This is a genomic window from Yoonia sp. (genome assembly GCF_030731595.1).
Classification (GTDB): domain Bacteria; phylum Pseudomonadota; class Alphaproteobacteria; order Rhodobacterales; family Rhodobacteraceae; genus Yoonia.
The window spans coordinates 56,620-80,876 of the sequence record NZ_JANQTS010000082.1; the positions used below are offsets into that span (position 1 = coordinate 56,620).

Sequence of the window (24,257 nt, forward strand, 5' to 3'; positions counted from 1 at the left end):
CGGAGGATCACGATGGCTGATCACTATGACACAGGCATGACCACACGGCGCGCCGTCTTGGGTGACGCCCATGTGGACAGGGCAGAGGCGGCCAAGACCGACTTTGACACCCCCTTTCAATCGCTGATTACGCAAAGCGCATGGGGCACGGTTTGGGCATCAGATGCGATCACGCTGCGCGAGCGGTCGATGATCACGCTGGCCTTGCTGGCCGCAACGAAGAACTTTGACGAAATCCCGATGCATATCCGTGCCACCGCCAATACCGGTGCCAGCAAACAGGACGTGATCGAGGTCTTTCAACACGTCGCGATCTATGCGGGCGTGCCTGCAGCAAACCATGCGATCAAACTGGCCAAACAGACCTATGCCGAAATGGAAGGGGAACAGACATGACCGCAGAGCTTTACCAACGCGACCGCGAGTGGCACCCCCCTGCGCTGGTCCAGAACTACAAGACCAGCCTGCCCCGTTCCCCGCGCAACGCCCTTTTGTCGCTGCAAGGCTCTGCAAGCGAACTGACCGGCCCGACCTTCGGGCACAATGACATTGACGCCATCGACAATGATTTGCTGCGCAACTACGCCAAATCAGGTGATCCGATCGGTGAACGCATCATCGTGCATGGCCGCGTGCTGGATGAAAACGGCCGCCCGGTGCGCAATACACTGGTTGAAATCTGGCAAGCCAATGCGGGCGGGCGCTATCGTCACAAGAAAGACACCTATCTCGCGGCGATTGACCCCAACTTTGGCGGCTGCGGGCGGACCCTGACCGATGACAACGGCTATTACAGCTTCCGCACCGTGAAACCCGGTGCCTATCCGTGGCGCAACTGGATCAATAGCTGGCGGCCTGCGCATATCCACTTTTCCGTATTCGGAACAGCCTTTGCCCAGCGCCTGATCACCCAGATGTATTTCGAAGGTGACCCGCTGATCGCAAAATGCCCCATCGTGCAGGCGATCCCCGACCAGCGGGCCGTTGACCAGCTTGTGGCCGCCCTTGACCTGAACGCCACGATCCCGCTCGACAGCATCGCCTACAAGTTCGACATCGTGCTGCGCGGCAGCCGGTCAACTTTCTTTGAAAACCGCCCCGAGGGGAACTGATCATGACGCAATCGCTTGACTACCTCAAAGAAACTGCGTCCCAGACCGCAGGCCCCTATGTGCACATCGGTCTTGCACCGGGTGATGCGGGCTTTGACATCTACCGTCAGGAACTGGGGCATGACATCACAGGCCCGAACGCCAAAGGCCAGCAGATCACCGTGACAGGGATCGTCACTGACGGCACCGGCGCGCCGGTCAAGGACGTGCTCATCGAAATCTGGCAGGCCAATGCCGCAGGCACCTATGCCGGACACGGCGAGGTCGAAGACGGGTTTCGCGGTTGGGGGCGCGTGATCCCCGACTTTGAAACGGGCGAGTTCAGCTTTGAAACCATTAAGCCGGGTGCTGTGACGGGTCGCGATGGCCGTCCTATGGCACCGCATCTGAACCTGTGGCTGGTGGCACGCGGTATCAATGTCGGCCTGAACACGCGGATGTATTTCGCGGACGAAAGTGCCGCGAATGCCGCCGATTCCGTGTTGAACCTGATTGAACAGGCCCACCGCCGCGCGACGCTGATTGCGCAGGGCGACGGGACCAATTATCGTTTCGACATCAGCCTTCAGGGCGAGCATGAAACCGTTTTCCTTGATGTATGAGTGACCCCATGACAAACCCCTGCATCATCTGTGTCGCCATCACCGGATCACTGCCCACCAAGGCCGATAATCCGGCAGTTCCCGTCACAATTGCCGAACAGATCGAAAGCACCCACGAGGCTTTTGAGGCAGGCGCAAGCATTGCCCATTGCCATGTGCGCGATGACGCAGGCAAACCCACCTCTGACCCGGACCGCTTTGCGCGGTTGAAGGAAGGGTTGGAAAAACACTGCCCGGGTATGATCGTGCAACTATCGACCGGTGGGCGGTCAGGCTCGGGACGCGAGCGCGGCGGCATGTTGCCGCTTTCACCCGATATGGCGTCCCTCTCGGTCGGCTCGAACAATTTTCCGACCCGCGTTTATGAAAATAGCCCCGATCTGGTGGATTGGCTGGCCGCTGAGATGATCGCCAACGACGTGAAGCCCGAGATCGAGGCCTTCGACCTCAGCCATATCGTGCAGGCCACGCGCATGGCTGGCGACGGACGGCTCAAAGCCCCGCTTTACGTCCAATTCGTCATGGGGGTGAAAAACGCGATGCCGGCGGACGAGCCGATCTTTGATTTCTATATCGAAACGCTCAGGCGGCTGGCCCCCGACGCGCAATGGTGTGCCGCGGGTATTGGCCCTGCGCAACTGGTTGTGAACGAATGGGCGATCTCCAAAGGGGGCCATACACGGACCGGGCTGGAGGATAACGTGCGGCTTGACCGCAACACGCTGGCCCCGTCGAATGCAGCGCTTGTGCGCCGTGCGGTGGAGCTTTGCGATAAATACGAGCGCCCCGTAGCCACTTGGCAAGAAGCCCGCGACATCCTTGGCCTGCGCAAGGTGGCTGCATGAATGACGCCGCAGGGCAAGACAGGACCCGATGATGGGGCCTTTTGATCATCCTTGGCTTGGCTGCCTGTTGGGCGATGCACAAGCGGCATCCATCTGGGGACCTGACCAGCAAATCCGGCATATGCTGACGTTCGAGGCGAGCTTTACACGGGCCTTGGGTGCCGTGGGGGCGATCCCTTTGGAGCAAGCCAATCGGGTTGCAGAGCTGATAGATGGTTTTCAACCCGATCTTGTGGCTCTGAATACAGCGACCGCACGCGACGGTGTCCCTGTCCCCGAACTGGTCGCACAATTGCGCAAAGCTGCGGGCTCAGATGCCCAAGCCGTCCATCATGGAGCGACCTCTCAGGATGTGATGGATACGGCGCTAGCGCTGACGATACGGTCGTTCAATGACCTTGCTGCTGACCGCCTGACCACAGTTGCGACAGGCTTTGATGCGCTCTTGGATCGCTTTGGCGCGCGCACGATCATGGGGCGCACCCGGATGCAGGCAGCGCTGCCGATCCGCTTTGCCGACCGTTTGGACACATGGGCCCTGCCCTTGCAGCGCCATGCACACAGGCTTGCCCAGATGCGCCCTGCTCTGGAGGCGCTGCAATTGGGTGGTGCTGTGGGCGATCGCGCGGGCCTTGCTCCGCATGGCGATGCGATTGCGGCCCGGATGGCCACCCTTCTTGGCCTCAGCAACCCCGCCAAAGCCACCCACGCCATGCGCGACCATATCGCCGATTATGCCAGCCTCTTGTCGCTGATCACAGGCAGTTTGGGCAAGATGGGGCAGGATATCTGCCTGATGGCGCAACAGGGCATCGAAGACATCGGGCTGGACGGCGGTGGCGGATCATCGGCGATGCCCCATAAACAAAACCCCGTTCTGGCCGAACTTCTGGTCAGCAACGCTGCGTTCAATGCAACCCAACTGTCCGGCATGCATCATGCACTGGTGCATGAGCAGGAACGCTCTGGCGCCGCTTGGGTTCTGGAATGGATGATCCTGCCGCAAATGGCGCAAGTCACCGCCCGCAGTCTTTCTGCTGCAATTGACCTGATCGGCCGCATTCACCGGATCGGCTGAGCCTTATCTTGCCGCAGCGCGCGCGGCCTCCAGCGCTTGGCGCAGAACGCCCTGATCCCCAATGTGATTTGCAAGGATCAGCACAAGGCGCGCATTCAGCGCATGCATCGCAGCCTCGGACAGCCCCTCGTGCGCCGCGAGCAGTTCAGCGTAGAAATCATCGGTGTTTTCAAGATTGGGTGCGAGGATCAGATCCGCCATTGTTCACGCCTTTCCAAGCGCGCGGTGCAGCGCGCTCTCTATTTCCGCAAGATCAAGGCGATCCCAGCGTGCCACGACATGCTGATCCGGGCGGATGAGATACACAGCCGCAGGGCAAGTGCCGAGGTATCGCGCGGCCAATGGTCCTGAGGGATCATCCTCTGTCGAGACCGCGATCACCGGAATCTCTTTGCCCGCAATGGTCAAAGCAGCGGGGCACCCTGTGTTGATCGTCAGAACGGTGAAGTCACCGCGCAGATGGTCCAGCAGGAAACTATCCCCGCAAGGTGCATCGCTGCAAGGGCTGCCCGGGCGTGACCGCGCAGGGCCCTCGGGCAAGGCATCAGGTCCGTTCAGCGGCCCCGCGTCGTAGGTGCAAGGGACGGATAACCGCCCCGAGTTCACCATCGGGCGCGCAAAGGGGAAGTGTTCGACCAGATCCAGCACCGCATCGCGGAAAAGCGCATGCGCCGGATTGCGCGGGGTCAGGAAATCCGCAGAGCGCGACGAATTCTTGATGTTTTCCATCGCCCCGTGCTTGCGCTCGGCGTGATAGGTATCAAGTAGCGCATCAGGGGCTTGCCCGGTGATCACGGCGGCCAGTTTCCAGCCAAGGTTGTCGATATCCTGCATACCGCCATTGGCCCCGCGCGCCCCAAAGGGGCTGACCTGATGGGCGCTGTCGCCTGCAAAAAAGACGCGCCCGTGGCGGTAGTCTTTCATCGTGCAGCAGCGGAAAGTGTAGATCGAGGTCCAGACCAGTTCAAACGGGATATCCGCCCCGATCATGGCCGCCACGCGGCCGCGGATGCGGTCAGGGTCAAGTTCGGCCTTACGGTCAATGTTCCAGCCCAGCTGAAAATCGAGCCGCCAGACATCATCAGGCTGCTTGTGCAACAGCGCTGTTTCACCACGATTGAAGGGCGGATCGAACCAGAACCGCCGTTCAACAGGAAAATCGGCCTCCATGCGAATATCGGCGATCAGAAAGTTGTCCTCGAACACGCGGCCCTCGAAATCGAGGCCCATCATGGCGCGAACGGGGGAATTGGCCCCGTCACAGGCCACCAGATAGTCCGCTTCGATCTGGTAAGGGCCGTCAGGCGTGTCCACATCAAGACGCACATGATCGCCCATCTGCACCATCGCTGTCACACAGTTCTGGCCACGAATTTCGATAGGTGCCCCTGCGGCCTGCTGACGGCGGATTTCTTCCACAATGAATTGTTCAAAATACGGTTGCTGCAGGTTGATAAAGGCGGGGCGCTTGTGCCCCTCTTCCGGCAAAAGGTTGAAGGAATAGATTTCCTTCTCGTCGCGGTAGACCCGGCCAAGGTTCCAGACGACCCCTTTTTCCACCATCGGGTCAGCACATCCCAAACGGTCACAAATTTCCAGCGTACGCTTGGCGAAACAAATGGCGCGGCTGCCCTTGCCCACCCCGTCATGATCATCCAGCACAAGGCAGGCGATCCCCCTCTTGCCCAGATCAAGCGCAAGGCCCATGCCGATCGGACCACCGCCCACGATGACAACGGGGTGACGCCTCGGGGCCGTGGCCTCCTGATCCGGGACCTTGGCATAGGGATACAGGCGGAACGCTGTTTGATATCTGACCGCGACCATAGCGTTTACCCTTGCAGAGCCTCCCACATTTCAAGATCGCGGGCGGCGGTCCAGATGCGCGGATGCCAGATCCCGCGGGCCTCGTCATAGGCGCGGGAAACATTGAACGGCAGGCAGTGTTCATAGATCGCGTAGTCCTTGAACTTGGGATCACAGACATCGCGCACCGCATCCCAAGCCTCTTTGAGCGTGCCGCCTTTCATGGCCACACGGGCCGCAGGCTGATAGGTGCTGTTGACAAAGTCACGGGTGCTTTCGATGGCGCGTTCCACGGCATCCTTGCCCACAAGTGCGCCACCCCGACCGGGGGCAATGGCATCCACATCATAGGCCTTGATCGCATCAAGCGTCTTGCCCCAATCGGCAAAATGCCCGTCCCCGCAATAACAAGCAGAGTGATCCTCCACGATGTCACCTGTGAACATCACGTTCTGGTCAGGCACATGGATGACCGTATCACCCGCCGTATGGGCGCGGCCGATCTGCTTGATATCCACACGGCGGTTGCCCAGATAGACCGTCATGGCGTCGCTGAATGTCGTGGTGGGCCATGTCAGACCGGGGATGCTTTCATGCCCTTCAAACAGGCGCGGAAAGCGTTGAAATTCGCTGTCCCAGTCCTCTTGTCCGCGTTCCGCGACCATGGCGCGGGTGATATCGGACATGATGACCTGCGGCGCATCAAAGGCAGAGGCGCCCAGAACGCGCACGGCGTGGTAATGGGTCAAGACCACATGGCTGATCGGTTTGTCGGTCACCGTGCGGACCTTCTCGATCACCTTATGGGCCAGTCGGGGCGTCGCCTGCGCCTCGACGATCATGACGCTGTCGTCACCGATGATGACGCCGGAGTTCGGATCACCTTCGGCGGTAAAGGCATAAAGCCCCTGACCGATCTCATCGAAAGTGATCTTTTTCTCGGTCATATCCCCTTGGGATGCGAATGCTTTTGCCATTGTTTGCTGTCCTTATGCGCAGGATATTCTTGCGGCACGGTGGGCGACTGTAAAGGGACAGTTGCGCCATACCAGACGCCAAGGGGCAATATCCTCACACAATCAGCAATACTCTTGCCGGGCTGAGCACCTGGAGGCAGTACCTTCGCTCGGGCGCGAAACAGCAAGCCAGTTGCCGCCGCGCCAAAGGGCAACAGCCGCAGGCCATCGCCCTTTGGCATCCGCATCAGTCGTAGCGCAGATCAAAGGTAATCAGGGTGCCGTCGCCCCGCGTCAGGTTGCGCGCATAGATTTCCCGAGGACCCGGATCGTCATCGACAAAGCCGTTGACGGTCACGTTCTCGCCCACATCGACGGGCACCCAGTTCGGGCCCACATAGATGCGGATCTCGCCGCTCGCGTCGGCAAGGCGGAATTCATCCTCGTCTGTGATCCGTTCGACCGTGCCTTGGACGGTGACCATTGTGCCGCGCGCGGCATCAGCAATCGGGGTAATGGTCTCGGCCTGCGCCGCAGTGGCGGTTATCGCGGCGAACAGCGCGGCAGTTGCAAGATATCTCATCGGTTTGCTCCTATGGATATGAAGGGAATGGATCAGTCGAAGGCGATGATCAGCAGCACAACAAGTGCAATGCCGCCAGCGACCAACCATAGCTTGGGCATCCGGATTTCGACCTCGCCTGACAGCCAGGTACCCGCTTGCTTGAGATTGAATTTCTGCACGTCGTTCATGTCTTTCTCCTGTGTTTGTCTGGATCATGTCTTGATCCGATGACAGGAGGAATGCAGGCTGAGTCTGACAGTAGTCTGACCGGCTGTCAGGATTTCGCCGGGCGATAACCAAGGGTGAATTCTGTGCCGCCACCGGCCGGTGACTGCACATCAACCGAGCCGCCCTGACCACGCTGCACCCGGTCCACAATCGCCAGCCCCAGCCCAGCGCCGCCGGGCAGCGCCCCCTGTCCGCGCCAGAAAGGTTTGAACATAGAGGCCTTGCCTCCGTGTGGCAGACCCGGCCCATAATCGCGCACCCGGATCACCGGACCGGGGCCCACTGTGATCTCCACGCTGCCGGCGCCGCCGTGCAGAATGGCATTCTCGACAAGATTGGCCAGCGCCACCTCGATCCCTTCGACATCGGCCTGCGCCAGAACCGGCTGATCGGGCGTTTCCAACGCCAGTTCCACACCTTTGTCATAGGCAAAAGGGGCAAGAGCGGCCGTGACGGCCGTTGCCGCAACACGCAGATCAACTGCGGTATCCTCGGCCACCGTCATCCGGTCGGCGCGGGACGAGGCCAGCACCTGCTTGACCGTGCGCGATAGCGAGGCGAGGTCTGCGCGCAAAAGCTCGGTCGACGCACTGGGCGGCAGCGCGTCCAGCCGGGCCACCAGCACCGCAACGGGGGTGCGCAGGGCATGGGCGGCCTCGGCGGCATGGCGGGTTTCAGCCTCCAAGGCCGCGGCCAGACCATCAAGGGATCGTTGCGTCGCCTTAACCAGATCAGCCACCTCGGCAGGCAGGCCCGCGACCGGCGGCGGCGGCACAGCCACACCGGGGCGCAGGCTTCGCGCCCAAGCCGCCGCCTGCGCCAAAGGTGCAAGCCCCTTGCGGATCAGCAGTGCGTTGGTCCCGATCAGCAACAACACCACAGGCAGCATCGGCAGCCCGACATGGCGGTAGAATTCTGTCAGGAAAGCGCCGCGCAGCAGGCCCGCAGGATCGTCGGCCATGACGAAGACCATCCGCAGCCCGTCAGCCCGTCCTGCAAATTCATGCCCTGCAACAATCAGCGGAGCACCCGACAGATCAAGCCGCGTAACCCAGTCGTCGGCAAAGATATCCGCCGCCAGCGGCGGGATCAGAGCGGGGTTCATCACATCCACGACCTCGCCGCCCCGATCGACCAGCGCAAAGGCATAGGCCTCGGGGTATGCGGCAAAGATATCGCGCAGGGGCGCATCGGCAGGCAGCGCAGCGCCCTCCAAGGCTTGTTCGATCCGTTCACGCATCTGTTCGATGGCCTCGGTCTCTAGCTCGCGCCGGTCCGAACCGTAGTAAAGCCCGACCGCCGCCACATTGAGCAGCACAACGACACCGGCCATCACCGCCAGCTGCCGCGTCAGGACTTGTGCAAGTGGCCGCGCGCTCATCGGGCGGCCTCGCGCGGGAGCATCCAGCCGATGCCGCGCACGGTCACGATCGGCAGCGGGCAACCTGCCGCCTCGAGCGCGCGGCGCAGGCGCGAGACCGCCGCATCAAGCGCATTCGGCGTCACCGCGTCATCCAGCGTATAGATCGCCTCTTCCAGCACTGCGCGGGGGGCGACGCGCCCGGCGCTGCGCATCAGTTGTTCCAGAACGCCCAATTCGCGGCGGCCCAATTTCAGCGGGGTCGCCCCCATATGCGCATGACGCGCGACCGTATCCAGTGACAAAGGCCCCACGCGCAGCAGCATGGCAGACCTGTCGCCGGGCCTGCGCAGGACCGCCCGGCAGCGCGCGATCAGCTCCGGCATCTCGACCGGTTTGACCACATAGTCATCCGCCCCGCCATCCAGTCCAGCCAACCGGTCGGCCAGTTGATCGCGGGCCGTGAGCACGATCACCGGCACCTGCCCTTCGCGCCGCAGATCGGGCAAAAGCCGCAGCCCATCCCCATCGGGCAGACCCAAATCAAGGATCACAAGCGCCAAATCAGCGATCTGGGCGATCTCGCGGGCCTCAGCCGCCGTGCCTGCGTGATCAACACTGAACCCCGCGCGACGCAGGGCATCCATGACTGCCTGGGCCAATGGAGGGTGATCTTCTACAAGAAGGACGCGCATATTGTTAACTTCTGTTCAGGTTGGCACCGCGGGCCAAGCCCAGTGGGTCGTGCGGATTATGTTACGGGACGCGCTGGCGATCCCCAAGGCAAAACCCGACAGGCGGCGGCGCAACGGTGGCGTCTTTGGGCGTCTTTTCTGACAGCTGTCTGACGAATTCACAGCACTGTGGCGGAGTTGCGTTTCGATGAATTGTCGCGCCCATCTCATCCCGATACCCTGACAGGGCAAGGACGCAATCAGGCAGTGAGGGAATCATGACAGGCGACCTATCGGGAACACGGATCGCTATCGTCGGATGTGGGCTTATCGGTCTGAGTTGGGCTGCGTTGTTTCGGCACTACGGTGCGGATGTTACCCTTTGGGACCCGGATGCGGCAGCCAGAGCTGCGGCTGAAGACCGCATGATACACCCCCTTGCGCAACTGCGGGAACTCACCCAAGGCCCGGAAAACGCCGGCAGCGTCAGCGTCACAGCAGATCTGGCAGAGGCCTTGAAGGGTGCTGCGCTCATTCAGGAGAACGCACCAGAGGATCTGTCGCTCAAGCGGGGCCTTTATCGCGAGATCGAGGCTTTGGCCGATCCGCAGGCAGTGCTTGCCTCTTCCACCTCGGCGCTGACGTGGTCGGATCTGGCACCGGGCCTTGCGGACCCCGGCCGCCTGATCACGGCCCATCCGTTCAATCCGCCCCACCTTGTGCCTCTGGTCGAGCTATATGGAACCGATCCAGCCGGTTTGGACCGTGCAGAGGGGATTTATCGGGCCGCGGACCGTGTGCCCGTCCGCCTGAAGAAAGACGCAACCGGACACATTGCCAACCGTCTTGCCTCGGCGCTTTGGCGCGAGGCGGTGCATATCGTCGCCGAAGGCATCGCCGATGTGGCAGAGGTCGACATGGCACTGGTGCACGGACCCGGGCTGCGATGGTCGGTTCTGGGGGCGCATATGGCCTATCACCTTGGCGGCGGCAGCGGTGGCATAGAAGGCTATCTTGCCCATCTGGGGCCGAGTCAGGAAAGGCGCTGGTCCACCTTGGGCACCCCGTCCCTGACCGACGCGGTGCAGGCCGCACTGATCGAAGGGGTCTTGCGCGCGGCAGAGGGCCGCGACATCCTGACATTGGAAGCCGCACGCGACGCGGGCCTGATTGCCGCCCTGAAAGCACGCCGCATGTCAGAAGACATCTAGAATAGAACACCAAGACCACGTCTTGACCCGTAACAGCCCAGCGACCGCAGGTCGTCAACCAAAGGACCCCAAGAATGAATGACCGCACAAACATCTCGCTCGCCGATCTGGATCGCGCGGCACATTTCCATCCCGTCACATCGATCCATGATCTGGAGAAGAACGGGCCGGTCATCTATACCAACGCGCAAGGCGTCGAGGTCACGCGCGACAACGGCCAAACCTTGATCGACATGGGTGCGGGCTTGTGGTGCGTGAATGTGGGCTATGGCCGTCAGGAATTGGTCCAGGCGGGCGCACAGGCGATGCAAACACTGAGCTTTCAGCATTTCTTTGGCGGGGCCGCAGCGGAACCCACGATCCGTCTGGCGGACCGTCTGTTAACCCTGTTTCGTGAAACTGTGCCGGGATCGGACATGGCGCGGGTCTTCTTTGGTTGCTCTGGCTCTGACGCCAATGACACGGCATTCAAATTAGTGCGCTATTACAACAACCTGCGGGGGTTACCGCAGAAGAAAAAGGTGATCTCGCGGCTTGGGGCCTATCACGGCCTGACCTATGCGTCAGGCAGCCTGACCGGGATCGAGGGCTATCACAAGGCCTTTGACATGCCGATTGCGGGCGTGTTGCACACCGGCTGCGCGCACCACTATGCCTTTGCCAAGGACGGCGAAAGCGAAGCGGATTTCTCCGACCGCCTGATTGCGGAACTGGAACAGATGATCGACCAGGAGGGCGGCGAAACGATTGCGGCCTTCATCGCCGAACCCGTGATGGGCACAGGCGGTGTCTTCACCCCGCCCGCAGGCTATTTTGCCAAGCTGCAAGACCTGCTGGACCGCCATGATATCCTACTGATCGCTGACGAGGTCATCACCGGTTTCGGCCGGACTGGCCAGTGGTTCGGCTGCGGGACTTACGGCATCAGGCCTGATATCGTGTCACTGGCAAAGGGATTGACCTCTGCCTATTTCCCGATGTCAGCCTCCATCATCTCGCGCCGCATCTGGGATGTACTGGAACGCGCTTCCCCCGAGATGGGGCCGGTGATGCATGGTTTCACCTATTCCGGTCATCCGGTCGGCAGCGCGATCGCAATGGCAAATCTTGATATCATGGAACGCGAAGACCTGCCCGGCCGCGCCGCCCGTTTGGGGCCGGTGCTGCTTGATGCACTAAAGTCCAAAGTCGGGGACCATCCCTTTGTTGGCGAGGTACGCGGCGTCGGCCTGATGGCCGCAATCGAGTTTGTGGCCGACAAATCAACAAGAGCCCGCCTGCCCTACGGTGCGCACAAGATCGTCGCGGCCAAGGCATTGGAACATGGCGTGCTCAGCCGTGGCCTGCCCTTCTTGCCGGTGAACTCGATGTCGCCACCACTGAGCATCACAGAGGCCGAGATCGACGAAGCCACAACCCGCTATGCCGCGGCATTGCGGGCGGCCACACCTGAAATCGAGGCGATGAGATAACATCGCCCGACAGCCTTGCGCGCAAGCTGCGCAAGCGGGATCAGGCGCGGGCCAAGACCCAATCGGTCATCGCGGGCATCAGGCTGTCCACAACGGTCTGGAATGCCGCCACAATTGCTGCGGGGTCGTCCCCCGCAGCCTCGGCCGATTGCGCAAAATTGCGACTGCCGATGACGCGCTGGTCACGGTCATTCAGCACAGTCAGCGTACATGCGATCCCCGCGACCAGCCGGCCATCGGGCGTCACATCGACCTGAAACACATCGATCCGCACAAGCAGCACACGATCCGGCACCGGCCCGCCATCGCTGCGCCCGACATAGCCAAGACGGCCCGCAGCCGAAAGGCTGCGGATCAGTAGCGCCTGCAAGACCAAAGGGGCCTCATCGCTCCAGCGCGCATCGGGCAGATAGGTGATAGAGGCCGGATCGGGCTTGATCATGATCCGGTCCGTGGCAAGGGCGGCAGGTGCTTCGGGGCGCGCGACCAAAAGTGTGCGGGCGCTGCCTCCACCACTTTGCCCACCGACCGCCGGTGACAGATCATAGGTATCAAGCGGCTGCGCAGAGGCGTTCAGTGCCGAGACGGCACTGCATCCGCCAAGCATGGCAGAGGCCCCCAAAAGGGCAACCCGGCGCGTCAGGTTTGCGGTGGACATGGCTTCATCTCCTATATTCAGGGACACGGTCGTCGAGCAAGAAGCGCGCCGGATCGCGATCAATACGGCGCGCAAGACTGTCCAGCGTGCTGACCAGATTGCGGGCTTCGATACTCAGACGGTTCAATTCAGGCAGTCCGGTCTGGGCGAAATCGCTGATCCCCGGCGCACTGTTGGCCACAGCCGTTTGCACCTGTGCCACAACGGCGTCACTTCGGGCAATCAGGGCTCTGAGTTCTGCGGTGATGTCGGGCATGTCGCGGGTCACGTCTTCGACGGCGACACTGATCCGGTCCGATGCGGCGCGGATGTCGGTCAAAACCGGACCAAGGTCCGTTTCAAGAATGTCTGATGCGGAATCAAACGCCGTTTCGGCAGACAAGAGTGCACCGCTTGCATCAGCAAGCGTCGCGTCAAACGTGGTCAGACTGCCCTGCGCCTGCGCAAAAAACGCATTTGCCGTCGCCAGCGTTTGCGCGGTCTCTTCGGCCAATGGATCAAACCGGCCCGTCAGCCCGGTCACATCGGCCGCGACCTGATCGACCGCGGTTGCGGCTGTGGCGACAGCGGCGCGGATGTCGGCCAAGATTGCCGGGACCTGGTCGATCACGACAGCATCGATATTGCCGATGGCGGTCTTGGCCAGCGCCAGCACATCACGCGCCTCGACCACCATCAGCGCACCGTCACCATTGACCAATGTATCAAAACCGTCCGACGCTTGGGTGACTGCAACAAAGGCGGTATTGGCGTCCAGCAAGGTCTGTTCGAGTTCGGTCAATCGCATGTTAAGCAGTTGGGCCGTCTCTCCAAAGCCGTCCAGCGCCTGTTCCGAGCGCTGCTGGATATTGGCAACGGCCGTGTTCAATCCGGCCACACCCTCTGAAACCTGCCGCAGGATATCGGGCACCTGTTCGCGCATGAGCAGGTCCGCTTGGTCAAAGGCGCTGCCCGCGCTGTCAATGGCGCTTGCGGTGGTCGCCAGCGTGCGATCCGCTGCATCAAACGCCCCCTGAGCGGACAAGAGCGCGGCATCTGTCCGCTCCAGCGTCGCCTCCACCGCTGTGCCGATGTTATCCATCCTTGCTGTAAACTCTGCGATCTGGGCGGTTGCATCGCTGACCGTGCCGGTGATGGCCGAGAAGTCGGAGAGTGCTTGTTCAAGTTGTCCCGACGCGGTGTCCAGATTGCGCAAGAGACTTGTCACATGCAGGCGGTTTTCTTCACTCACGAGCCCTTGGAGTTGCTCCAGCAGCAGTGCCGCATCGGCGATCAGGTCGGGCGCATCTTCGACAAGTGTCTGCACGGTCGAGCGGCGCGAAGGAATGATCGGAATCCCGTTTCTTTCCGTAACCAAAGGCGCAGCCTCCGGGGTCCCGCCCGACAAAGAGATAGAGGCGACACCGGTCACACCTTGCGATTGCAGTTGTGCGACGGTGTCGGACCGCACAGGTGTTGCAGCGCTGATTTCCACCGTCGTCAGGACGCGCGAAGGGTCCTGGCTGTCGATTTCAATACCAATGACGCGCCCCACGGAAATCCCGTTGAAAAAGACGTCGCCAGACGGATCCAGCCCCGAGACATCATCGAACAGTATCCCGTAGGTCGCATATTGCCGGTCGATCTGGACACTGGCCAGCCAGACAAAGAAACCCAACGTGCCAATCATCGCAAGAAGAGTGAAGGCCCCGATCAGGATATAGTTGGCGCGGGTTTCCATTATGTTGTCCCTTCCGCTGATACCATGGCTGCGCGCGCACGCGGGCCTGCGAAATACTCGCGCACCCAAGGGTGATCGACCTCCAGCATATCCTGCATCGTCCCCACTGCGATCACACGTTTGTCTGCCAGCACCGCCACCCGATCACAGATCGCATACAAGCTGTCCAGATCATGCGTGACCAGAAAGACCGTCAGTCCAAGTGCAGCCTGCAACTTCCTGATCAGAATATCAAAGGCCGCAGCCCCGATCGGGTCAAGACCCGCTGTGGGTTCGTCCAGAAACACGATTTCAGGGTCCAATGCGATGGCACGCGCGAACCCCGCACGTTTGCGCATACCGCCAGAAAGCTCTGACGGATAGTTGCCCAGCGCATTTTCTGGCAAACCCACCATGCGCACTTTGATGCCCGCAAGCATGGCGCGCAGATCATCATCCAGATCCAGTTGTTCGCGCATGGGCGCCTCGACATTCTGGCGCACCGTCAGCGATGAAAACAGCGCGCCATCCTGAAACATCACTCCCCACCGACGGCGCAATTCCCTGTAGTCTTGCTCTGACGTGTCCCGGACGCTTTGCCCGAAGACCTCGATCTGGCCTTCAGCGGGTTTGAGCAGGCCCACAATCGCGCGCAACAGCACCGATTTGCCAGAGCCGGAGCCACCCACGACCCCGATAATCTCGCCGCGCTTGACATCAAGGTCCAGCCCATCGTGGACCGTATGGTCCCCGAACCGGGTCACAAGACCGCGGACACGGATGATATGATCATCGGACTCAGCGCGCATCATACCCCCACCACGGCAAAGAAGATCGAAAACATTGCATCCATGACGATCACCAGAAAGATCGACAGCACGACCGAGATAGAGGTCCGCCGCCCCAGCGATTCCGCATCGCCGCCGACCATCATGCCCTCGTAACAGCCGACGATTCCGATGATCAGGGCAAAGAACGGTGCTTTGATCATCCCGACCGAGAAATGCCAGACATCGGTATTGCTGACCAAGCGTGACTGGAACACGGCAGGCGAGACGCCCAATTCGATCCACGACATAACCGCCCCGCCGACCAAACCAGAGATGTCGGCGATAAACCCCAAGGCGGGCAGCATGATGATCAGCGCCAAGACCCGTGGCACCACAAGAATCGTCACCGGATCAAGCCCGATCGTACGCATCGCATCGATCTCTTCTCGCATCTTCATCGTGCCAATAGCGGCTGTAAAGGCCGACCCCGAGCGCCCCGCGACGATAATCGCGGTCAACAGGATTCCAAGTTCGCGCAAGACCGAAATCGCGATCAGATCAACGACAAAGACCTCGGCCCCGAACTGGCGCAACTGTGCTGCCCCCTGAAATGCGAGGACCACGCCGATCAAAAAGGCCATAAGGGCTACAATGGGGACAGCATCAAACCCAACTTGCTGGCAATGATGCACCAGTGAGGTCAGGCGCAAACGGCTTGGATGGCGGATGATCGTCGCTATGGTGGCAACGACCTGACCCAGAAAAGCGATCAGATCGACGGCCTTACCCAAAGAGGTGACGACCAGTTCACCAAATGCCGCAAGCCGGTCGGGCAGCGTTTTGGCCTGTGGTACCTTTGTATCCTGTGGGGGCATGTTCTGGCGCACGACGTCAATCAACTGCGCCTGCGCATCACCTGCCCCCTCGATTGTAAGCTCATGCCCATTCAAACTGGCCCGCCGTTGCAGGTCAACGAGAACCCAGGCCCCGGCCGTGTCGATCCGTGTGAGCCCTTTGATATCAATCACCAAAGCCTGCTCTGCCATGCGCCAAAGTTCGCCAAGGTCAAGGCGCTGCAAGGCGTCGATATGCAGATCGCCTGTGACCTCTAACCGTGACCCCGAGACGATGAATGCGGCGGGAGCGGATGAGGCAGAACCATGCATCTTGTCGTGTCCGGTCAAGACGCGCACCTTTTCGTTCAGTCCCGTTTATCGTAGGCCAAGTATCTGGCAAGTACAAATGCTGCGGTAAACGCTATGATTGAACCCGCCTCCGCCATATCCGCCTGAGGTGGGGTGACGGCGGCCTGATCCGGTGTAGTCGCAGGGGTTCGTGATGCACCTCTTTTGGACAAAGCCAAAAGCAGCCCCCCCAGGACCAGCAAGACAAAGCCCAAGCAAAGTGCCGCTGTTTGCGCACCCAATACGGTGCTGAGTGCCATGAACGCTGACGCGATCATGAACCCAAAGCCCGCGACCGCAAGAAGACAGCAGGCCAAACCCAGATAGATGTGCCACAAGACCCTGTGCACCCTGTCTCGGCCAGCTGTTTCGAGATCGCTGATCAATTGCGCGAAAAAACGTTTCAACGCCGCGACATAGCACCGACTAGCAGACCTGCGCCCGCGGCAAGGCCTACTGCAAGCAAAGGATGCGCGGCCACGGATACCTCAAGCTGGTGTTCCGCGGACTTGCCGGTGCTTGCTGCATAGTTTTTGGCTTCGTCAAATCCTTCTGCGATGTCGGACACCAGATGGTCCCGGCGGCGTCCTGCGATCCCGGTCACTGTTTCCGCAAGCCGCGACATATCTTCCCGCAGCGCTGCCAACTGCTGGCTGACCGCTTCGAAATCACCGCTGGCCGCGCCACTGGTGGTCGTTTTGTGATCTAGTGACATTTTGTGTCCATTCTCTGAAAAAATGTGGGTGTTACCGCGCCAGTTGCCCATCGGGACCGCGCCGCAAGACACCAGATCGAAACCTGACATCACACAGCGCCACCTGACCAGTAACAAGCCCAACCCTGTCTCTTTGCGAAGCGGCCTGCACTGATCTAGGTCAATTACTGTTGACAAAAAACATGGTCAAATGGGTCGATCGCAGCGTTGGGCTCGTGTGCTCTGGCTGCGACAGAACTTGAATTGAGGAGAAACCATCATGTCCACAAATGTTGGAACGACAGACAAAGTCATTCGCATTGTCGTGGGGCTTGCTTTGTTGCTGACCCCGTTTGTCGCGAACCTGTCCATCTTCGACAATAGCTTTGCGGTCTATGTATCGCTCGCCGTCGGGGCGGTTCTGGTGCTGACGGCTTTGATGGGCAGTTGCCCGCTTTACAGCATCTTCGGCATCAAGACCAACAAGGTCTGAACCCTGCCCACGGGCGCGGCGGACTGCCCCGCAGCGCAGTTCAAAGCTGCCTGAGCGAAATGCCAAGGCGTGCCCGCACATCAGCGGGCAGCCTTTCTATTGCCAGCGCCATCGCGGCAAGGTCTTGCCGCGCGGCGTGCAACTGGTCGAGAAGCGAGACAACGATGCCAAGCGCGGTCTGATCCAGATCAAGATCCTGCGACAAATCACACAAAAGTTCGAGCCGCGCGATGTCGATCGGGCGAAACAGGTAGCCGCTTGGTCCGCGCTCTGGCTTGACAAAGGCGTCTTCGATGAACTGCGTCAACTGACTGCGGGTCAATCGCGTGACTGTCACGACGACGTCGTCTTCAGAGAAAAGCTGTGTCATGTCTGTGCCCCTTTCAGCAGATCGGCCCTTGGATCAAAGGCGTGGGCCTTGCGCCACTCGGCCAGAAAATCGCGCAATTGCGCGTCCGGATCGGACGGCACAACAATCTTGAGGTCCACAAGCTGGTCGCCTTTGGCCTTTTGGCCTGCCCGCGTCACACCGCGACCTCGTAGCCGCAAAACGCGGCCGGAACTGGCACCCGGTGGCACGGTCAGGCCGACGGGGCCATCAATGGTGGGCGCGGTCACCTTTGCGCCCAGAACAGCCTCGTCGATCGTAATGGGAAGGGTAACGAAAATATCGTCCCCCTCCCGCCGAAACACCGGATGGGCGCGCACGAGGATGGTGATCAACGCATCCCCGGACGGACCGCCGCCAAAGCCGGGTGATCCTTTGCCGCGCAGGCGCAGGGTCTGGCCATCCTCTGTGCCGCGCGGAATCTTGACCGCCAGGCTATTGCCATCAGGCAAAGTGATCGAGACCTCATTGCCGCGCACCGCATCGAGAAAGGACACTTCCAGCCGATAGCGCAGATCCGCCCCACCGGCCTGATACCCGCTTGCAAAGTCATCTCTGGCACTCTGACGGCCCCTGTTTCGCAAAATCTCGGCAAAGATGTCGGCCGGATCGACATTGGGGCCAAAGCCCTGTCGTTGTTGATAGCTATTGTCGGGAGCGTCCGAGAAATCGCGGTAATACTGGCGTTGCGGCCGCTCTGCGCCAAGTCCGTCGATCTCTCCGGCATCAAAGCGGGCGCGGGTCTTTGGGTCCTTCAGCAGCTCATAGGCATTGGCGACTGCCTTGAACCGGGCTTCTGCACCGGCATCATCTGGATGCAGATCAGGGTGATTCTTGCGCACATGCTCACGGTAGGCCTTCTTGATCTCGGCTGCGGTCGCCGACTTGGTCAGGCCCAGCACGTCATAAGGGTCGTTGGACATCCCGCCTCCTTCTTGCGCCGCGCGCATGGTCTTTGAAGAAACCATCGGGTTCGCACGGCTCTGCCTTTGGAATGACATGTCCTTTCCGGTGTCGTCATTGATCCATGTCAGTACATGGAAAATGAGTGGGGCTAATATGACCCAAAGGAAATCGGCTGGCGCGCATTGCGTACCCGGTCGCTGCCGTCATGAGGAAAGGGCACTATATTGACCGCAGTTCAACAGGCTTCACAAAAAGGGAGCGCCACAGAGGCAGAGTCGCGCCAACCTGCCTCGGAACCGCCTCTCCCTGCCCTGCGCCATGCGCAGCCTGACAGCAAACCAAAGCGGCGGTTATGGCTTTGGGGCGCTACAGGTGTCGGTGTCATCGCCCTGTCCGCCCTTGCCTATACGCAATTCTGGATGGCAGGTCCGCTGCCGGTTGCGGTCGAGGTGGCCGCCCTCGCCCCGGTCACACGGGTGCTTGCGGTCAATGGCCGGATCGCTGCGGTGGACTCTGTCGAAATTCGGCCTGTTGTCACCGGCAGGCTCATCACCCTTGCGGTGGACGAAGGCGATGTGGTGACTGTGGATCAAGTGCTGGCGCGGGTGGACGCGGAAGCGCAAAACACCATCGTCCGGCAAGCATTGGCCGGGCTTGATGCCGCGCTGATCGGCCAGCAGCAAGCACAAGAGGTTTATGATCGGGCGTTGTCCTTGGGCCCGAACATCACCAGAACCGAACTGGAAAGCAATGCCCATGCTGTCGAAATCGCGGCACAGGACGTGGCCATTCAAACTGCAGCACTCGATCAGGCCCGAGTCGCACTGGCCAATTACACAGTGCGTGCGCCCATCGCGGGCACCGTGCTTGTTCTTGATGCCGAAGTCGGGCAGTTGACCGGACCCACCACCGCTTTGATGACACTTGCGGATCTGACCGATCTGGTGGTCGAGGCCGATGTGGATGAAGCCTATGCCACCCAGATCGCGCGCAACCAACCAGCGGTGCTGCAACTGGCGGGCGAAACCGTCAAGCGCGATGGTCACGTGGGATTTGTCTCGGCGAGGGTCGATGCCGCCACCGGCGGGCTTGCCGTGAAAATTGCTTTTGATGCACCGGTCACAGCCCCGATCGGACTGACCGTCGCCACCAATATCATCGTCGAGCAACGCGCAGCCGCACTGACCATTCCACGCACCGCCCTGCAAACCGATGCGGGCGAGACAGGCATTTTTGTGCTCAAGGACGGGAGCGCGGTGTTCCAACCGGTCACAGTCGTGGATTGGCCTGCTGCCCGGCTGATCGTGTCGTCTGGCCTGTCGGAAGGGGACATGGTCATTGCCGATGCCAATGGCATCATCGCCGGGCAGGCCGTTGCGGCGGACCAACCCTGATGCTTTATGCCTTCAAGATTTCGGCCCGATACCTGACCGCAAACAAGGGGCAGACGGTGCTTTTGGTCACGGGCGTCGCCGTGGGTGTCTTTATTTTCATCTTCATGTCGGCCCTGATCGGCGGACTGGCCGAATTCATATTGTCGCGCACCGTCGGCGATCTATCCCATATCACGATCGCGGCCGAAAGTGATGATCCGGCCATCTTGGTCACGGCGGACGGGCATATGCTGGTGGTCACGGAACGTGGACAAACACGCACCGCAACTTTGGCCGAGGCGGCAACCTGGCTTCCCCTGATCGCCGCAGTACCCGGGGTCAAAGCCGTATCGCCGCAGATCAATGGTGCCGGTTTCCTGACACGGGGCGGGCAGGTTTCGCAGGTCAGCGTGACCGGCGTGGAACCGGGGCGCGAATCCGCGATCCTCGACCTTGAAAGCTATATGATCGAAGGCTCTGCACGGCTTGGCTCTGGGCTGATCGTGCTAGGGACAGATCTGGCCGACGATCTGGCCTTGTCGCTTGGGCAAACGCTGCGCCTGCAAAGTTCCCAAGGCGTGAGTGCGGCCCTGACGCTCAGCGGCATCTTTGAAACCGGCAACGGCGGCATGGATGGCGCGCGCGCCTTTGTCAGCCTTTCGACCGCACGCACCCTATTTGCCATGCCGCAAGGGGTGACGCAGATCGAGATCAAGCTGGACGATCTGAATATGGCAGATGCCACGGCCCGCCATATCGTGAGCCTGACTGGTCTGGATGCGGTGCCTTGGACAGACGGTGCCGAGCAGCTCATGGAGGCGCTGAACGCGCAGGCGCAGACGGGCTATTTTCTGAAAACCTTTGCGCTGATCACCATCGTGATCGGGGTTGCCTCTGCGCTTTTGCTGTCGACGTACCGCAGGCGTCCCGAGATCGGGATCATGCGCGCAATGGGTGCCGGGCGGGGATTTGTAGTCTTCGTCTTTGTGACACAAGGTGCATTGGTCGGATTGATGGGCGGGCTTATGGGTGCCTCATTGGGCTATCTGGCCCTATTGCCATTTCCATCCCGCGATGCATTTCGGGCAGGCACGCTGCCGATGGACATCACACAGGGGTCTTATGGACTCGCGATCACCCTGACCGTGATCGGCGCAATCTTTGCCTCGATCCTGCCCGCGCGCGCTGCGGCGAATGTCGATCCGGTTACGGCGATCGGGCAATGACGGCGCTGCTTGACGTCAAGGATCTGGTCAAGACCTTCGGGACCGGCGATGTCGCAACGCAGGTTCTGCGCGGCTTGTCGCTGGACCTTGCAAAGGGCGAGATGGCCGCTTTGCTGGGGCCTTCGGGGTCCGGCAAAAGCACCTTGCTCACGATCCTTGGGACATTGATGAAGCCCACATCGGGCCGCTATCACATGCTGGGGCAGGATCTGATCGCAGCACAGGACAAGGAACTGACGGCCTTTCGCAATCTGCATATCGGTTTTGTGTTCCAGTTTCACAATCTGCTGCCCGATTTTACGGCGCTGGAGAATGTGATCTTTCCCACCGCTGTGCGCGAAGGACGCGAGAGCCCCGCCGCCCGCGCGCGCGGTCGCGATCTTTTGGTCCGCATGGGACTGCAAGAGCGGATCGACTTTCCTTCGACGAAACTCTCGGGCGGGCAAAAGCAGCGCGTCGCGGTTGCGCGTGCATTGATGAACAGCCCCGAACTGGTCTTGGCAGATGAACCCACCGGCAATCTGGACCGCGCCTCGGCGATGCAGGTCATGGAGCTTATTGCCCAGATCAATCGCGAGGAAGGGACGACCTTTCTGATTTCGACCCATGACGAGAAGATCGCTAACCTGTGCCGACGCCAGTTGATGGTCGGGGATGGGGTTTTGACGGGATAAGGCATGTTGAAGGGCGGCACGGGACGATGCAAAGCTGCTGATGAACCTTGGTCTGCCTTGATCACGGCTGATTGCGTTTCCGCGCCAAAAGGTAAGGTCTGTCCATGAAGCCGAAAATCCTGACCACACTGCCAACATATACCCGCGCGCAATTTGCCAGCGACCTTGTTGCGGGTGTGACCGTCGCGATGGTCGCCTTGCCCCTGAGCCTTGCGATTGCCATCGCCTCGGGAGCTGCCCCTGAAAAAGGAATCGTCACCGCAATCGTCGCGGGGTTCCTGATCTCGCTTCTTGGCGGCAGCCGCGTGCAGATCGGCGGGCCGACAGGCGCGTTTATCGTCGTCGTCTTTGGTGTCATTTCCGAACATGGCTATGACGGGCTTGTGCTTGCGACATTCATGGCTGGCATCATCATGCTGATCGCCGGGTATCTCAAAGCGGGCAATCTCGTGGCCTATGTGCCTGAACCAGTCATTAATGGCTTTACCATCGGGATTGCGGTCATCATTGCCGTCAGCCAGATCAAGGACCTGCTTGGCCTGTCGATGGCGGCAGTACCGGCAGACTTTATCGCGAAAATCGAAGCCCTTTGGCTGGCGCGCCAAAGCGTCAGTGCCTTTGCCCTTGGGATCGGTCTGGCGACGATGGTCCTGATCATCGTGCTGCGCCGTCTGTGGCCAAAGTTTCCCGGTCTGATCGTTGCGGTCGGTCTGACATCAACTTTGGTCGCCGTGGCTGCCCTGCCGGTCGAAACGATCTTTTCCCAGTTCGGCCCCTTGCCGCGGACGCTTCCGGTTCCGGCCTTTCCGCAGATCAGCGTGGAACGGATGCAGGAATTGCTGCCCTCGGCGCTGGTCATCGCCTTTCTTGCCAGCATTGAATCGCTACTCTCGGCGATGGTTGCGGACAAGATGATCGGAGGGCACCACAGGCCGAACGCCGAAGTCCTCGCGCAGGGCTTTGCCAATATCGGTTCCGCTCTGTTTGGTGGTCTGCCCGCGACCGGCGCCATTGCCCGCACCGCCACGAATGTCCGCGCTGGCGGCAAGACCCCCATCGCAGGTATTGTGCACGCCTTGACCATTCTTCTGATCATGCTGCTGGCGGCCCCTCTTGCGGGCTATCTTGCGATGCCTGCGCTGGCCGGATTGTTGATCCTGACCGCGTGGAACATGAGCGAGCCGCACAAATGGCGCAGCTATATGCAAACCCCGACCGCGGACCGGATCTTGCTTTTGTTGACCCTGTTCCTGACGGTCTTTGCTGATCTGACAGTCGCCATTGGTGTGGGCGTCTTTGTCGGCCTTGCTTTGCGGCTGCGTCGCAACAAGGCGGGCATCACGTCGGACTGGACGCCACCTGACCGTTAGGCAGGCAGCGATGGGTCTTGCGCGCGCCTCATTAGACCCGCACGACCTCTGCGGCCGGTTCGGTGGCTTGGCCGCCAAATGATTCGTCGGATGCATCCGCTTCGGCCTTGGTCTTTTGGACCAGTTGATCCTGGTGATGCGCGGGGCCATAGATCGTATAAAGCTTGAGAGGACGATGGCCCGTGCAGATCACATTGTGATGTGCGCCTGCCGGCACAACAATGCCGTCACCCGCTGCGATCTTGTGGGTCTTTCCATCAATGACACAGCGTCCCTCACCCTCTTCAATCCGGAAGAACTGATCCGTCTCTGCGTGGATCTCGCCACCGATTTCTTCTCCCGGAGCCAGTGCCATCAGCACCAGTTGCAACTTGGTGCCGGAATAGAGGACCTGCCGAAAGTTGCTGTTCTGCTCTGTCAGATCTTCAATATTTGCGAAATACCCAATCATGTCGAACCTCCTTTGGTGGCGCTGCCATTACTGGCCATGTGCCGCGAGTCTGGATCAAAGCAGCACTTTGCACACTGATCGGGGTTAGCATGGGGGACATCGGGCTGTCTTTTGCGGCGGGCAGATCAACGACATGCAGCTGCGCACTAACACCGATCAGCACAGACGCCGCTCCCTTCACCTAGGCTGAAGGACGCAGTTACCCGCTCCCGCTGGAAAGACCCCAAACAGATGCAAAAACCCGATACCCAAGCCGATACACCACAGAACGGCTGCGGCATTGTGCATGCGGTCAGGGGTGCGGTTGTGGATGTGGTCTTTGCCGATCAGGTACTGCCACCGATCAACACGGCGCTCGATGTTGTCTGGGATCAGCCGACACAACTGACTTTGGAAGTGCACAGTCACCTTGACGAGAATGGCATGTCTATCGAAGGAAATTAATTGCTGCGGCCATAGGCC

30 protein-coding genes are annotated in these 24,257 nt (G+C 60.5%); 14 read left to right on the plus strand and 16 right to left on the minus strand.

What is annotated here, in order from left to right:
• Window positions 1–12 precede the first annotated feature (12 nt).
• From pcaC to NWQ23_RS09155, 5 genes are read left to right on the plus strand one after another with little or no spacing between them, the layout of a single operon-like run.
• Window positions 13–396, plus strand: coding sequence for a 4-carboxymuconolactone decarboxylase (pcaC, locus tag NWQ23_RS09135; RefSeq protein ID WP_306165981.1), 384 nt, complete (start codon window positions 13–15; stop codon window positions 394–396).
• The gene (gene pcaH / locus NWQ23_RS09140) at window positions 393–1,112 is read left to right on the plus strand and encodes a protocatechuate 3,4-dioxygenase subunit beta (RefSeq protein ID WP_306165982.1); all 720 of its coding nucleotides are present in this window, start codon (window positions 393–395) and stop codon (window positions 1,110–1,112) included. Before pcaC ends, pcaH begins: the two co-directional genes overlap by 4 nt.
• Window positions 1,113–1,114: 2 nt before the next feature.
• On the plus strand, window positions 1,115–1,714 hold the full coding sequence (gene pcaG, locus NWQ23_RS09145; protein WP_306165983.1) for a protocatechuate 3,4-dioxygenase subunit alpha: 600 nt from the start codon (window positions 1,115–1,117) through the stop codon (window positions 1,712–1,714).
• An 8-nt stretch (window positions 1,715–1,722) separates the two neighbouring features.
• Window positions 1,723–2,559: a 3-keto-5-aminohexanoate cleavage protein gene (locus NWQ23_RS09150; protein WP_306165984.1), complete on the plus strand. Its 837-nt coding sequence runs from the start codon at window positions 1,723–1,725 to the stop codon at window positions 2,557–2,559.
• A gap of 31 nt (window positions 2,560–2,590) precedes the next feature.
• Window positions 2,591–3,637 (plus strand): 3-carboxy-cis,cis-muconate cycloisomerase, encoded by a 1,047-nt coding sequence (locus NWQ23_RS09155; RefSeq protein ID WP_306165985.1) that lies wholly within the window; start codon window positions 2,591–2,593, stop codon window positions 3,635–3,637.
• Window positions 3,638–3,640: 3 nt separating this feature from the next.
• Here the strand turns inward: NWQ23_RS09155 and NWQ23_RS09160 are convergent, their stop codons facing one another.
• The 7 genes from NWQ23_RS09160 to NWQ23_RS09190 all read right to left on the minus strand — a co-directional run bounded on the left by NWQ23_RS09160 (window position 3,641) and on the right by NWQ23_RS09190 (window position 9,247).
• Window positions 3,641–3,838 carry a DUF2783 domain-containing protein gene (locus NWQ23_RS09160; RefSeq protein WP_306165986.1) on the minus strand — a complete coding sequence of 66 codons (198 nt, stop codon included), beginning with the start codon at window positions 3,836–3,838 and terminating at the stop codon, window positions 3,641–3,643.
• A 3-nt stretch (window positions 3,839–3,841) separates the two neighbouring features.
• A complete protein-coding gene (locus tag NWQ23_RS09165; protein ID WP_306165987.1) occupies window positions 3,842–5,464 on the minus strand; it encodes an FAD-dependent oxidoreductase in 1,623 nt (540 codons plus the stop codon).
• Window positions 5,465–5,469: 5 nt separating this feature from the next.
• Window positions 5,470–6,420: an MBL fold metallo-hydrolase gene (locus NWQ23_RS09170; RefSeq protein WP_306165988.1), complete on the minus strand. Its 951-nt coding sequence runs from the start codon at window positions 6,418–6,420 to the stop codon at window positions 5,470–5,472.
• A 226-nt stretch (window positions 6,421–6,646) separates the two neighbouring features.
• On the minus strand, window positions 6,647–6,982 hold the full coding sequence (locus tag NWQ23_RS09175; protein ID WP_306165989.1) for a NirD/YgiW/YdeI family stress tolerance protein: 336 nt from the start codon (window positions 6,980–6,982) through the stop codon (window positions 6,647–6,649).
• 32 nt (window positions 6,983–7,014) lie between these two features.
• Window positions 7,015–7,152: a hypothetical protein gene (locus NWQ23_RS09180; protein WP_306165990.1), complete on the minus strand. Its 138-nt coding sequence runs from the start codon at window positions 7,150–7,152 to the stop codon at window positions 7,015–7,017.
• Between the two features lie 86 nt (window positions 7,153–7,238).
• Window positions 7,239–8,573 carry a HAMP domain-containing sensor histidine kinase gene (locus NWQ23_RS09185; protein ID WP_306165991.1) on the minus strand — a complete coding sequence of 445 codons (1,335 nt, stop codon included), beginning with the start codon at window positions 8,571–8,573 and terminating at the stop codon, window positions 7,239–7,241.
• Window positions 8,570–9,247: a response regulator transcription factor gene (locus NWQ23_RS09190; protein ID WP_306165992.1), complete on the minus strand. Its 678-nt coding sequence runs from the start codon at window positions 9,245–9,247 to the stop codon at window positions 8,570–8,572. The genes NWQ23_RS09185 and NWQ23_RS09190 overlap by 4 nt, the downstream gene beginning before the upstream one ends.
• Window position 9,248: 1 nt before the next feature.
• Between NWQ23_RS09190 and NWQ23_RS09195 the strand changes: the two genes are divergently transcribed.
• The 3 genes from NWQ23_RS09195 (at window position 9,249) to NWQ23_RS09205 (ending at window position 11,909) form a co-directional block, all read left to right on the plus strand.
• Window positions 9,249–9,389: a hypothetical protein gene (locus NWQ23_RS09195; RefSeq protein ID WP_306165993.1), complete on the plus strand. Its 141-nt coding sequence runs from the start codon at window positions 9,249–9,251 to the stop codon at window positions 9,387–9,389.
• A 115-nt stretch (window positions 9,390–9,504) separates the two neighbouring features.
• The gene (locus NWQ23_RS09200; RefSeq protein WP_306165994.1) at window positions 9,505–10,437 is read left to right on the plus strand and encodes a 3-hydroxyacyl-CoA dehydrogenase NAD-binding domain-containing protein; all 933 of its coding nucleotides are present in this window, start codon (window positions 9,505–9,507) and stop codon (window positions 10,435–10,437) included.
• 74 nt (window positions 10,438–10,511) lie between these two features.
• A complete protein-coding gene (locus NWQ23_RS09205) occupies window positions 10,512–11,909 on the plus strand; it encodes an aminotransferase (protein WP_306165995.1) in 1,398 nt (465 codons plus the stop codon).
• A 40-nt stretch (window positions 11,910–11,949) separates the two neighbouring features.
• Here NWQ23_RS09205 and NWQ23_RS09210 read toward each other — a convergent pair whose 3' ends face one another.
• From NWQ23_RS09210 to NWQ23_RS09235, 6 genes are read right to left on the minus strand one after another with little or no spacing between them, the layout of a single operon-like run.
• A complete protein-coding gene (locus tag NWQ23_RS09210) occupies window positions 11,950–12,567 on the minus strand; it encodes an ABC-type transport auxiliary lipoprotein family protein (protein WP_306165996.1) in 618 nt (205 codons plus the stop codon).
• A 4-nt stretch (window positions 12,568–12,571) separates the two neighbouring features.
• Complete coding sequence (locus NWQ23_RS09215) at window positions 12,572–14,287, minus strand: MlaD family protein (RefSeq protein WP_306165997.1); 1,716 nt, start codon at window positions 14,285–14,287, stop codon at window positions 12,572–12,574.
• Window positions 14,287–15,075, minus strand: coding sequence for an ABC transporter ATP-binding protein (locus NWQ23_RS09220; protein ID WP_372340120.1), 789 nt, complete (start codon window positions 15,073–15,075; stop codon window positions 14,287–14,289). Before NWQ23_RS09220 ends, NWQ23_RS09215 begins: the two co-directional genes overlap by 1 nt.
• Complete coding sequence (locus NWQ23_RS09225; protein WP_306166101.1) at window positions 15,075–16,202, minus strand: ABC transporter permease; 1,128 nt, start codon at window positions 16,200–16,202, stop codon at window positions 15,075–15,077. The genes NWQ23_RS09220 and NWQ23_RS09225 overlap by 1 nt, the downstream gene beginning before the upstream one ends.
• A 35-nt stretch (window positions 16,203–16,237) precedes the next feature.
• On the minus strand, window positions 16,238–16,627 hold the full coding sequence (locus tag NWQ23_RS09230) for a hypothetical protein (protein ID WP_306166000.1): 390 nt from the start codon (window positions 16,625–16,627) through the stop codon (window positions 16,238–16,240).
• Window positions 16,624–16,935 carry a hypothetical protein gene (locus NWQ23_RS09235; RefSeq protein WP_306166001.1) on the minus strand — a complete coding sequence of 104 codons (312 nt, stop codon included), beginning with the start codon at window positions 16,933–16,935 and terminating at the stop codon, window positions 16,624–16,626. Before NWQ23_RS09235 ends, NWQ23_RS09230 begins: the two co-directional genes overlap by 4 nt.
• A gap of 259 nt (window positions 16,936–17,194) precedes the next feature.
• Between NWQ23_RS09235 and NWQ23_RS09240 the strand changes: the two genes are divergently transcribed.
• On the plus strand, window positions 17,195–17,407 hold the full coding sequence (locus NWQ23_RS09240; protein ID WP_306166002.1) for a DUF2892 domain-containing protein: 213 nt from the start codon (window positions 17,195–17,197) through the stop codon (window positions 17,405–17,407).
• 40 nt (window positions 17,408–17,447) lie between these two features.
• Here NWQ23_RS09240 and NWQ23_RS09245 read toward each other — a convergent pair whose 3' ends face one another.
• Both NWQ23_RS09245 and NWQ23_RS09250 read right to left on the minus strand, forming a co-directional pair.
• Window positions 17,448–17,777: a chaperone modulator CbpM gene (locus tag NWQ23_RS09245; protein ID WP_306166003.1), complete on the minus strand. Its 330-nt coding sequence runs from the start codon at window positions 17,775–17,777 to the stop codon at window positions 17,448–17,450.
• Window positions 17,774–18,718 (minus strand): J domain-containing protein, encoded by a 945-nt coding sequence (locus NWQ23_RS09250; protein WP_306166004.1) that lies wholly within the window; start codon window positions 18,716–18,718, stop codon window positions 17,774–17,776. Before NWQ23_RS09250 ends, NWQ23_RS09245 begins: the two co-directional genes overlap by 4 nt.
• A 207-nt stretch (window positions 18,719–18,925) precedes the next feature.
• Between NWQ23_RS09250 and NWQ23_RS09255 the strand changes: the two genes are divergently transcribed.
• The 4 genes from NWQ23_RS09255 to NWQ23_RS09270 all read left to right on the plus strand — a co-directional run bounded on the left by NWQ23_RS09255 (window position 18,926) and on the right by NWQ23_RS09270 (window position 23,344).
• Window positions 18,926–20,095 carry an efflux RND transporter periplasmic adaptor subunit gene (locus NWQ23_RS09255; RefSeq protein ID WP_306166005.1) on the plus strand — a complete coding sequence of 390 codons (1,170 nt, stop codon included), beginning with the start codon at window positions 18,926–18,928 and terminating at the stop codon, window positions 20,093–20,095.
• Window positions 20,095–21,300 carry an ABC transporter permease gene (locus tag NWQ23_RS09260; protein ID WP_306166006.1) on the plus strand — a complete coding sequence of 402 codons (1,206 nt, stop codon included), beginning with the start codon at window positions 20,095–20,097 and terminating at the stop codon, window positions 21,298–21,300. Before NWQ23_RS09255 ends, NWQ23_RS09260 begins: the two co-directional genes overlap by 1 nt.
• Window positions 21,297–21,974 carry an ABC transporter ATP-binding protein gene (locus tag NWQ23_RS09265; protein WP_306166007.1) on the plus strand — a complete coding sequence of 226 codons (678 nt, stop codon included), beginning with the start codon at window positions 21,297–21,299 and terminating at the stop codon, window positions 21,972–21,974. The genes NWQ23_RS09260 and NWQ23_RS09265 overlap by 4 nt, the downstream gene beginning before the upstream one ends.
• A 104-nt stretch (window positions 21,975–22,078) precedes the next feature.
• Window positions 22,079–23,344 (plus strand): SulP family inorganic anion transporter, encoded by a 1,266-nt coding sequence (locus tag NWQ23_RS09270; protein WP_306166008.1) that lies wholly within the window; start codon window positions 22,079–22,081, stop codon window positions 23,342–23,344.
• Between the two features lie 31 nt (window positions 23,345–23,375).
• Here NWQ23_RS09270 and NWQ23_RS09275 read toward each other — a convergent pair whose 3' ends face one another.
• Complete coding sequence (locus NWQ23_RS09275; RefSeq protein ID WP_306166009.1) at window positions 23,376–23,795, minus strand: cupin domain-containing protein; 420 nt, start codon at window positions 23,793–23,795, stop codon at window positions 23,376–23,378.
• A 231-nt stretch (window positions 23,796–24,026) separates the two neighbouring features.
• Between NWQ23_RS09275 and NWQ23_RS09280 the strand changes: the two genes are divergently transcribed.
• On the plus strand, window positions 24,027–24,239 hold the full coding sequence (locus NWQ23_RS09280) for a hypothetical protein (protein WP_306166010.1): 213 nt from the start codon (window positions 24,027–24,029) through the stop codon (window positions 24,237–24,239).
• The last annotated feature ends 18 nt before the right edge of the window (window positions 24,240–24,257 follow it).

What these genes read in the sequence shown, in the direction of transcription:
- pcaC (WP_306165981.1), top strand. Translation starts at nt 13, where the DNA reads ATGGCTGATCACTATGACACAGGCATGACCACACGGCGCGCCGTCTTG.
- pcaH (WP_306165982.1), top strand. Translation starts at nt 393, where the DNA reads ATGACCGCAGAGCTTTACCAACGCGACCGCGAGTGGCACCCCCCTGCG.
- pcaG (WP_306165983.1), top strand. Translation starts at nt 1,115, where the DNA reads ATGACGCAATCGCTTGACTACCTCAAAGAAACTGCGTCCCAGACCGCA.
- NWQ23_RS09150 (WP_306165984.1), top strand. Translation starts at nt 1,723, where the DNA reads ATGACAAACCCCTGCATCATCTGTGTCGCCATCACCGGATCACTGCCC.
- NWQ23_RS09155 (WP_306165985.1), top strand. Translation starts at nt 2,591, where the DNA reads ATGGGGCCTTTTGATCATCCTTGGCTTGGCTGCCTGTTGGGCGATGCA.
- NWQ23_RS09160 (WP_306165986.1), bottom strand. Translation starts at nt 3,838, where the DNA reads ATGGCGGATCTGATCCTCGCACCCAATCTTGAAAACACCGATGATTTC.
- NWQ23_RS09165 (WP_306165987.1), bottom strand. Translation starts at nt 5,464, where the DNA reads ATGGTCGCGGTCAGATATCAAACAGCGTTCCGCCTGTATCCCTATGCC.
- NWQ23_RS09170 (WP_306165988.1), bottom strand. Translation starts at nt 6,420, where the DNA reads ATGGCAAAAGCATTCGCATCCCAAGGGGATATGACCGAGAAAAAGATC.
- NWQ23_RS09175 (WP_306165989.1), bottom strand. Translation starts at nt 6,982, where the DNA reads ATGAGATATCTTGCAACTGCCGCGCTGTTCGCCGCGATAACCGCCACT.
- NWQ23_RS09180 (WP_306165990.1), bottom strand. Translation starts at nt 7,152, where the DNA reads ATGAACGACGTGCAGAAATTCAATCTCAAGCAAGCGGGTACCTGGCTG.
- NWQ23_RS09185 (WP_306165991.1), bottom strand. Translation starts at nt 8,573, where the DNA reads ATGAGCGCGCGGCCACTTGCACAAGTCCTGACGCGGCAGCTGGCGGTG.
- NWQ23_RS09190 (WP_306165992.1), bottom strand. Translation starts at nt 9,247, where the DNA reads ATGCGCGTCCTTCTTGTAGAAGATCACCCTCCATTGGCCCAGGCAGTC.
- NWQ23_RS09200 (WP_306165994.1), top strand. Translation starts at nt 9,505, where the DNA reads ATGACAGGCGACCTATCGGGAACACGGATCGCTATCGTCGGATGTGGG.
- NWQ23_RS09205 (WP_306165995.1), top strand. Translation starts at nt 10,512, where the DNA reads ATGAATGACCGCACAAACATCTCGCTCGCCGATCTGGATCGCGCGGCA.
- NWQ23_RS09210 (WP_306165996.1), bottom strand. Translation starts at nt 12,567, where the DNA reads ATGTCCACCGCAAACCTGACGCGCCGGGTTGCCCTTTTGGGGGCCTCT.
- NWQ23_RS09215 (WP_306165997.1), bottom strand. Translation starts at nt 14,287, where the DNA reads ATGGAAACCCGCGCCAACTATATCCTGATCGGGGCCTTCACTCTTCTT.
- NWQ23_RS09220 (WP_372340120.1), bottom strand. Translation starts at nt 15,075, where the DNA reads ATGCGCGCTGAGTCCGATGATCATATCATCCGTGTCCGCGGTCTTGTG.
- NWQ23_RS09225 (WP_306166101.1), bottom strand. Translation starts at nt 16,202, where the DNA reads ATGCATGGTTCTGCCTCATCCGCTCCCGCCGCATTCATCGTCTCGGGG.
- NWQ23_RS09235 (WP_306166001.1), bottom strand. Translation starts at nt 16,935, where the DNA reads ATGTCACTAGATCACAAAACGACCACCAGTGGCGCGGCCAGCGGTGAT.
- NWQ23_RS09240 (WP_306166002.1), top strand. Translation starts at nt 17,195, where the DNA reads ATGTCCACAAATGTTGGAACGACAGACAAAGTCATTCGCATTGTCGTG.
- NWQ23_RS09245 (WP_306166003.1), bottom strand. Translation starts at nt 17,777, where the DNA reads ATGACACAGCTTTTCTCTGAAGACGACGTCGTCGTGACAGTCACGCGA.
- NWQ23_RS09250 (WP_306166004.1), bottom strand. Translation starts at nt 18,718, where the DNA reads ATGTCCAACGACCCTTATGACGTGCTGGGCCTGACCAAGTCGGCGACC.
- NWQ23_RS09260 (WP_306166006.1), top strand. Translation starts at nt 20,095, where the DNA reads ATGCTTTATGCCTTCAAGATTTCGGCCCGATACCTGACCGCAAACAAG.
- NWQ23_RS09265 (WP_306166007.1), top strand. Translation starts at nt 21,297, where the DNA reads ATGACGGCGCTGCTTGACGTCAAGGATCTGGTCAAGACCTTCGGGACC.
- NWQ23_RS09270 (WP_306166008.1), top strand. Translation starts at nt 22,079, where the DNA reads ATGAAGCCGAAAATCCTGACCACACTGCCAACATATACCCGCGCGCAA.
- NWQ23_RS09275 (WP_306166009.1), bottom strand. Translation starts at nt 23,795, where the DNA reads ATGATTGGGTATTTCGCAAATATTGAAGATCTGACAGAGCAGAACAGC.
- NWQ23_RS09280 (WP_306166010.1), top strand. Translation starts at nt 24,027, where the DNA reads ATGCAAAAACCCGATACCCAAGCCGATACACCACAGAACGGCTGCGGC.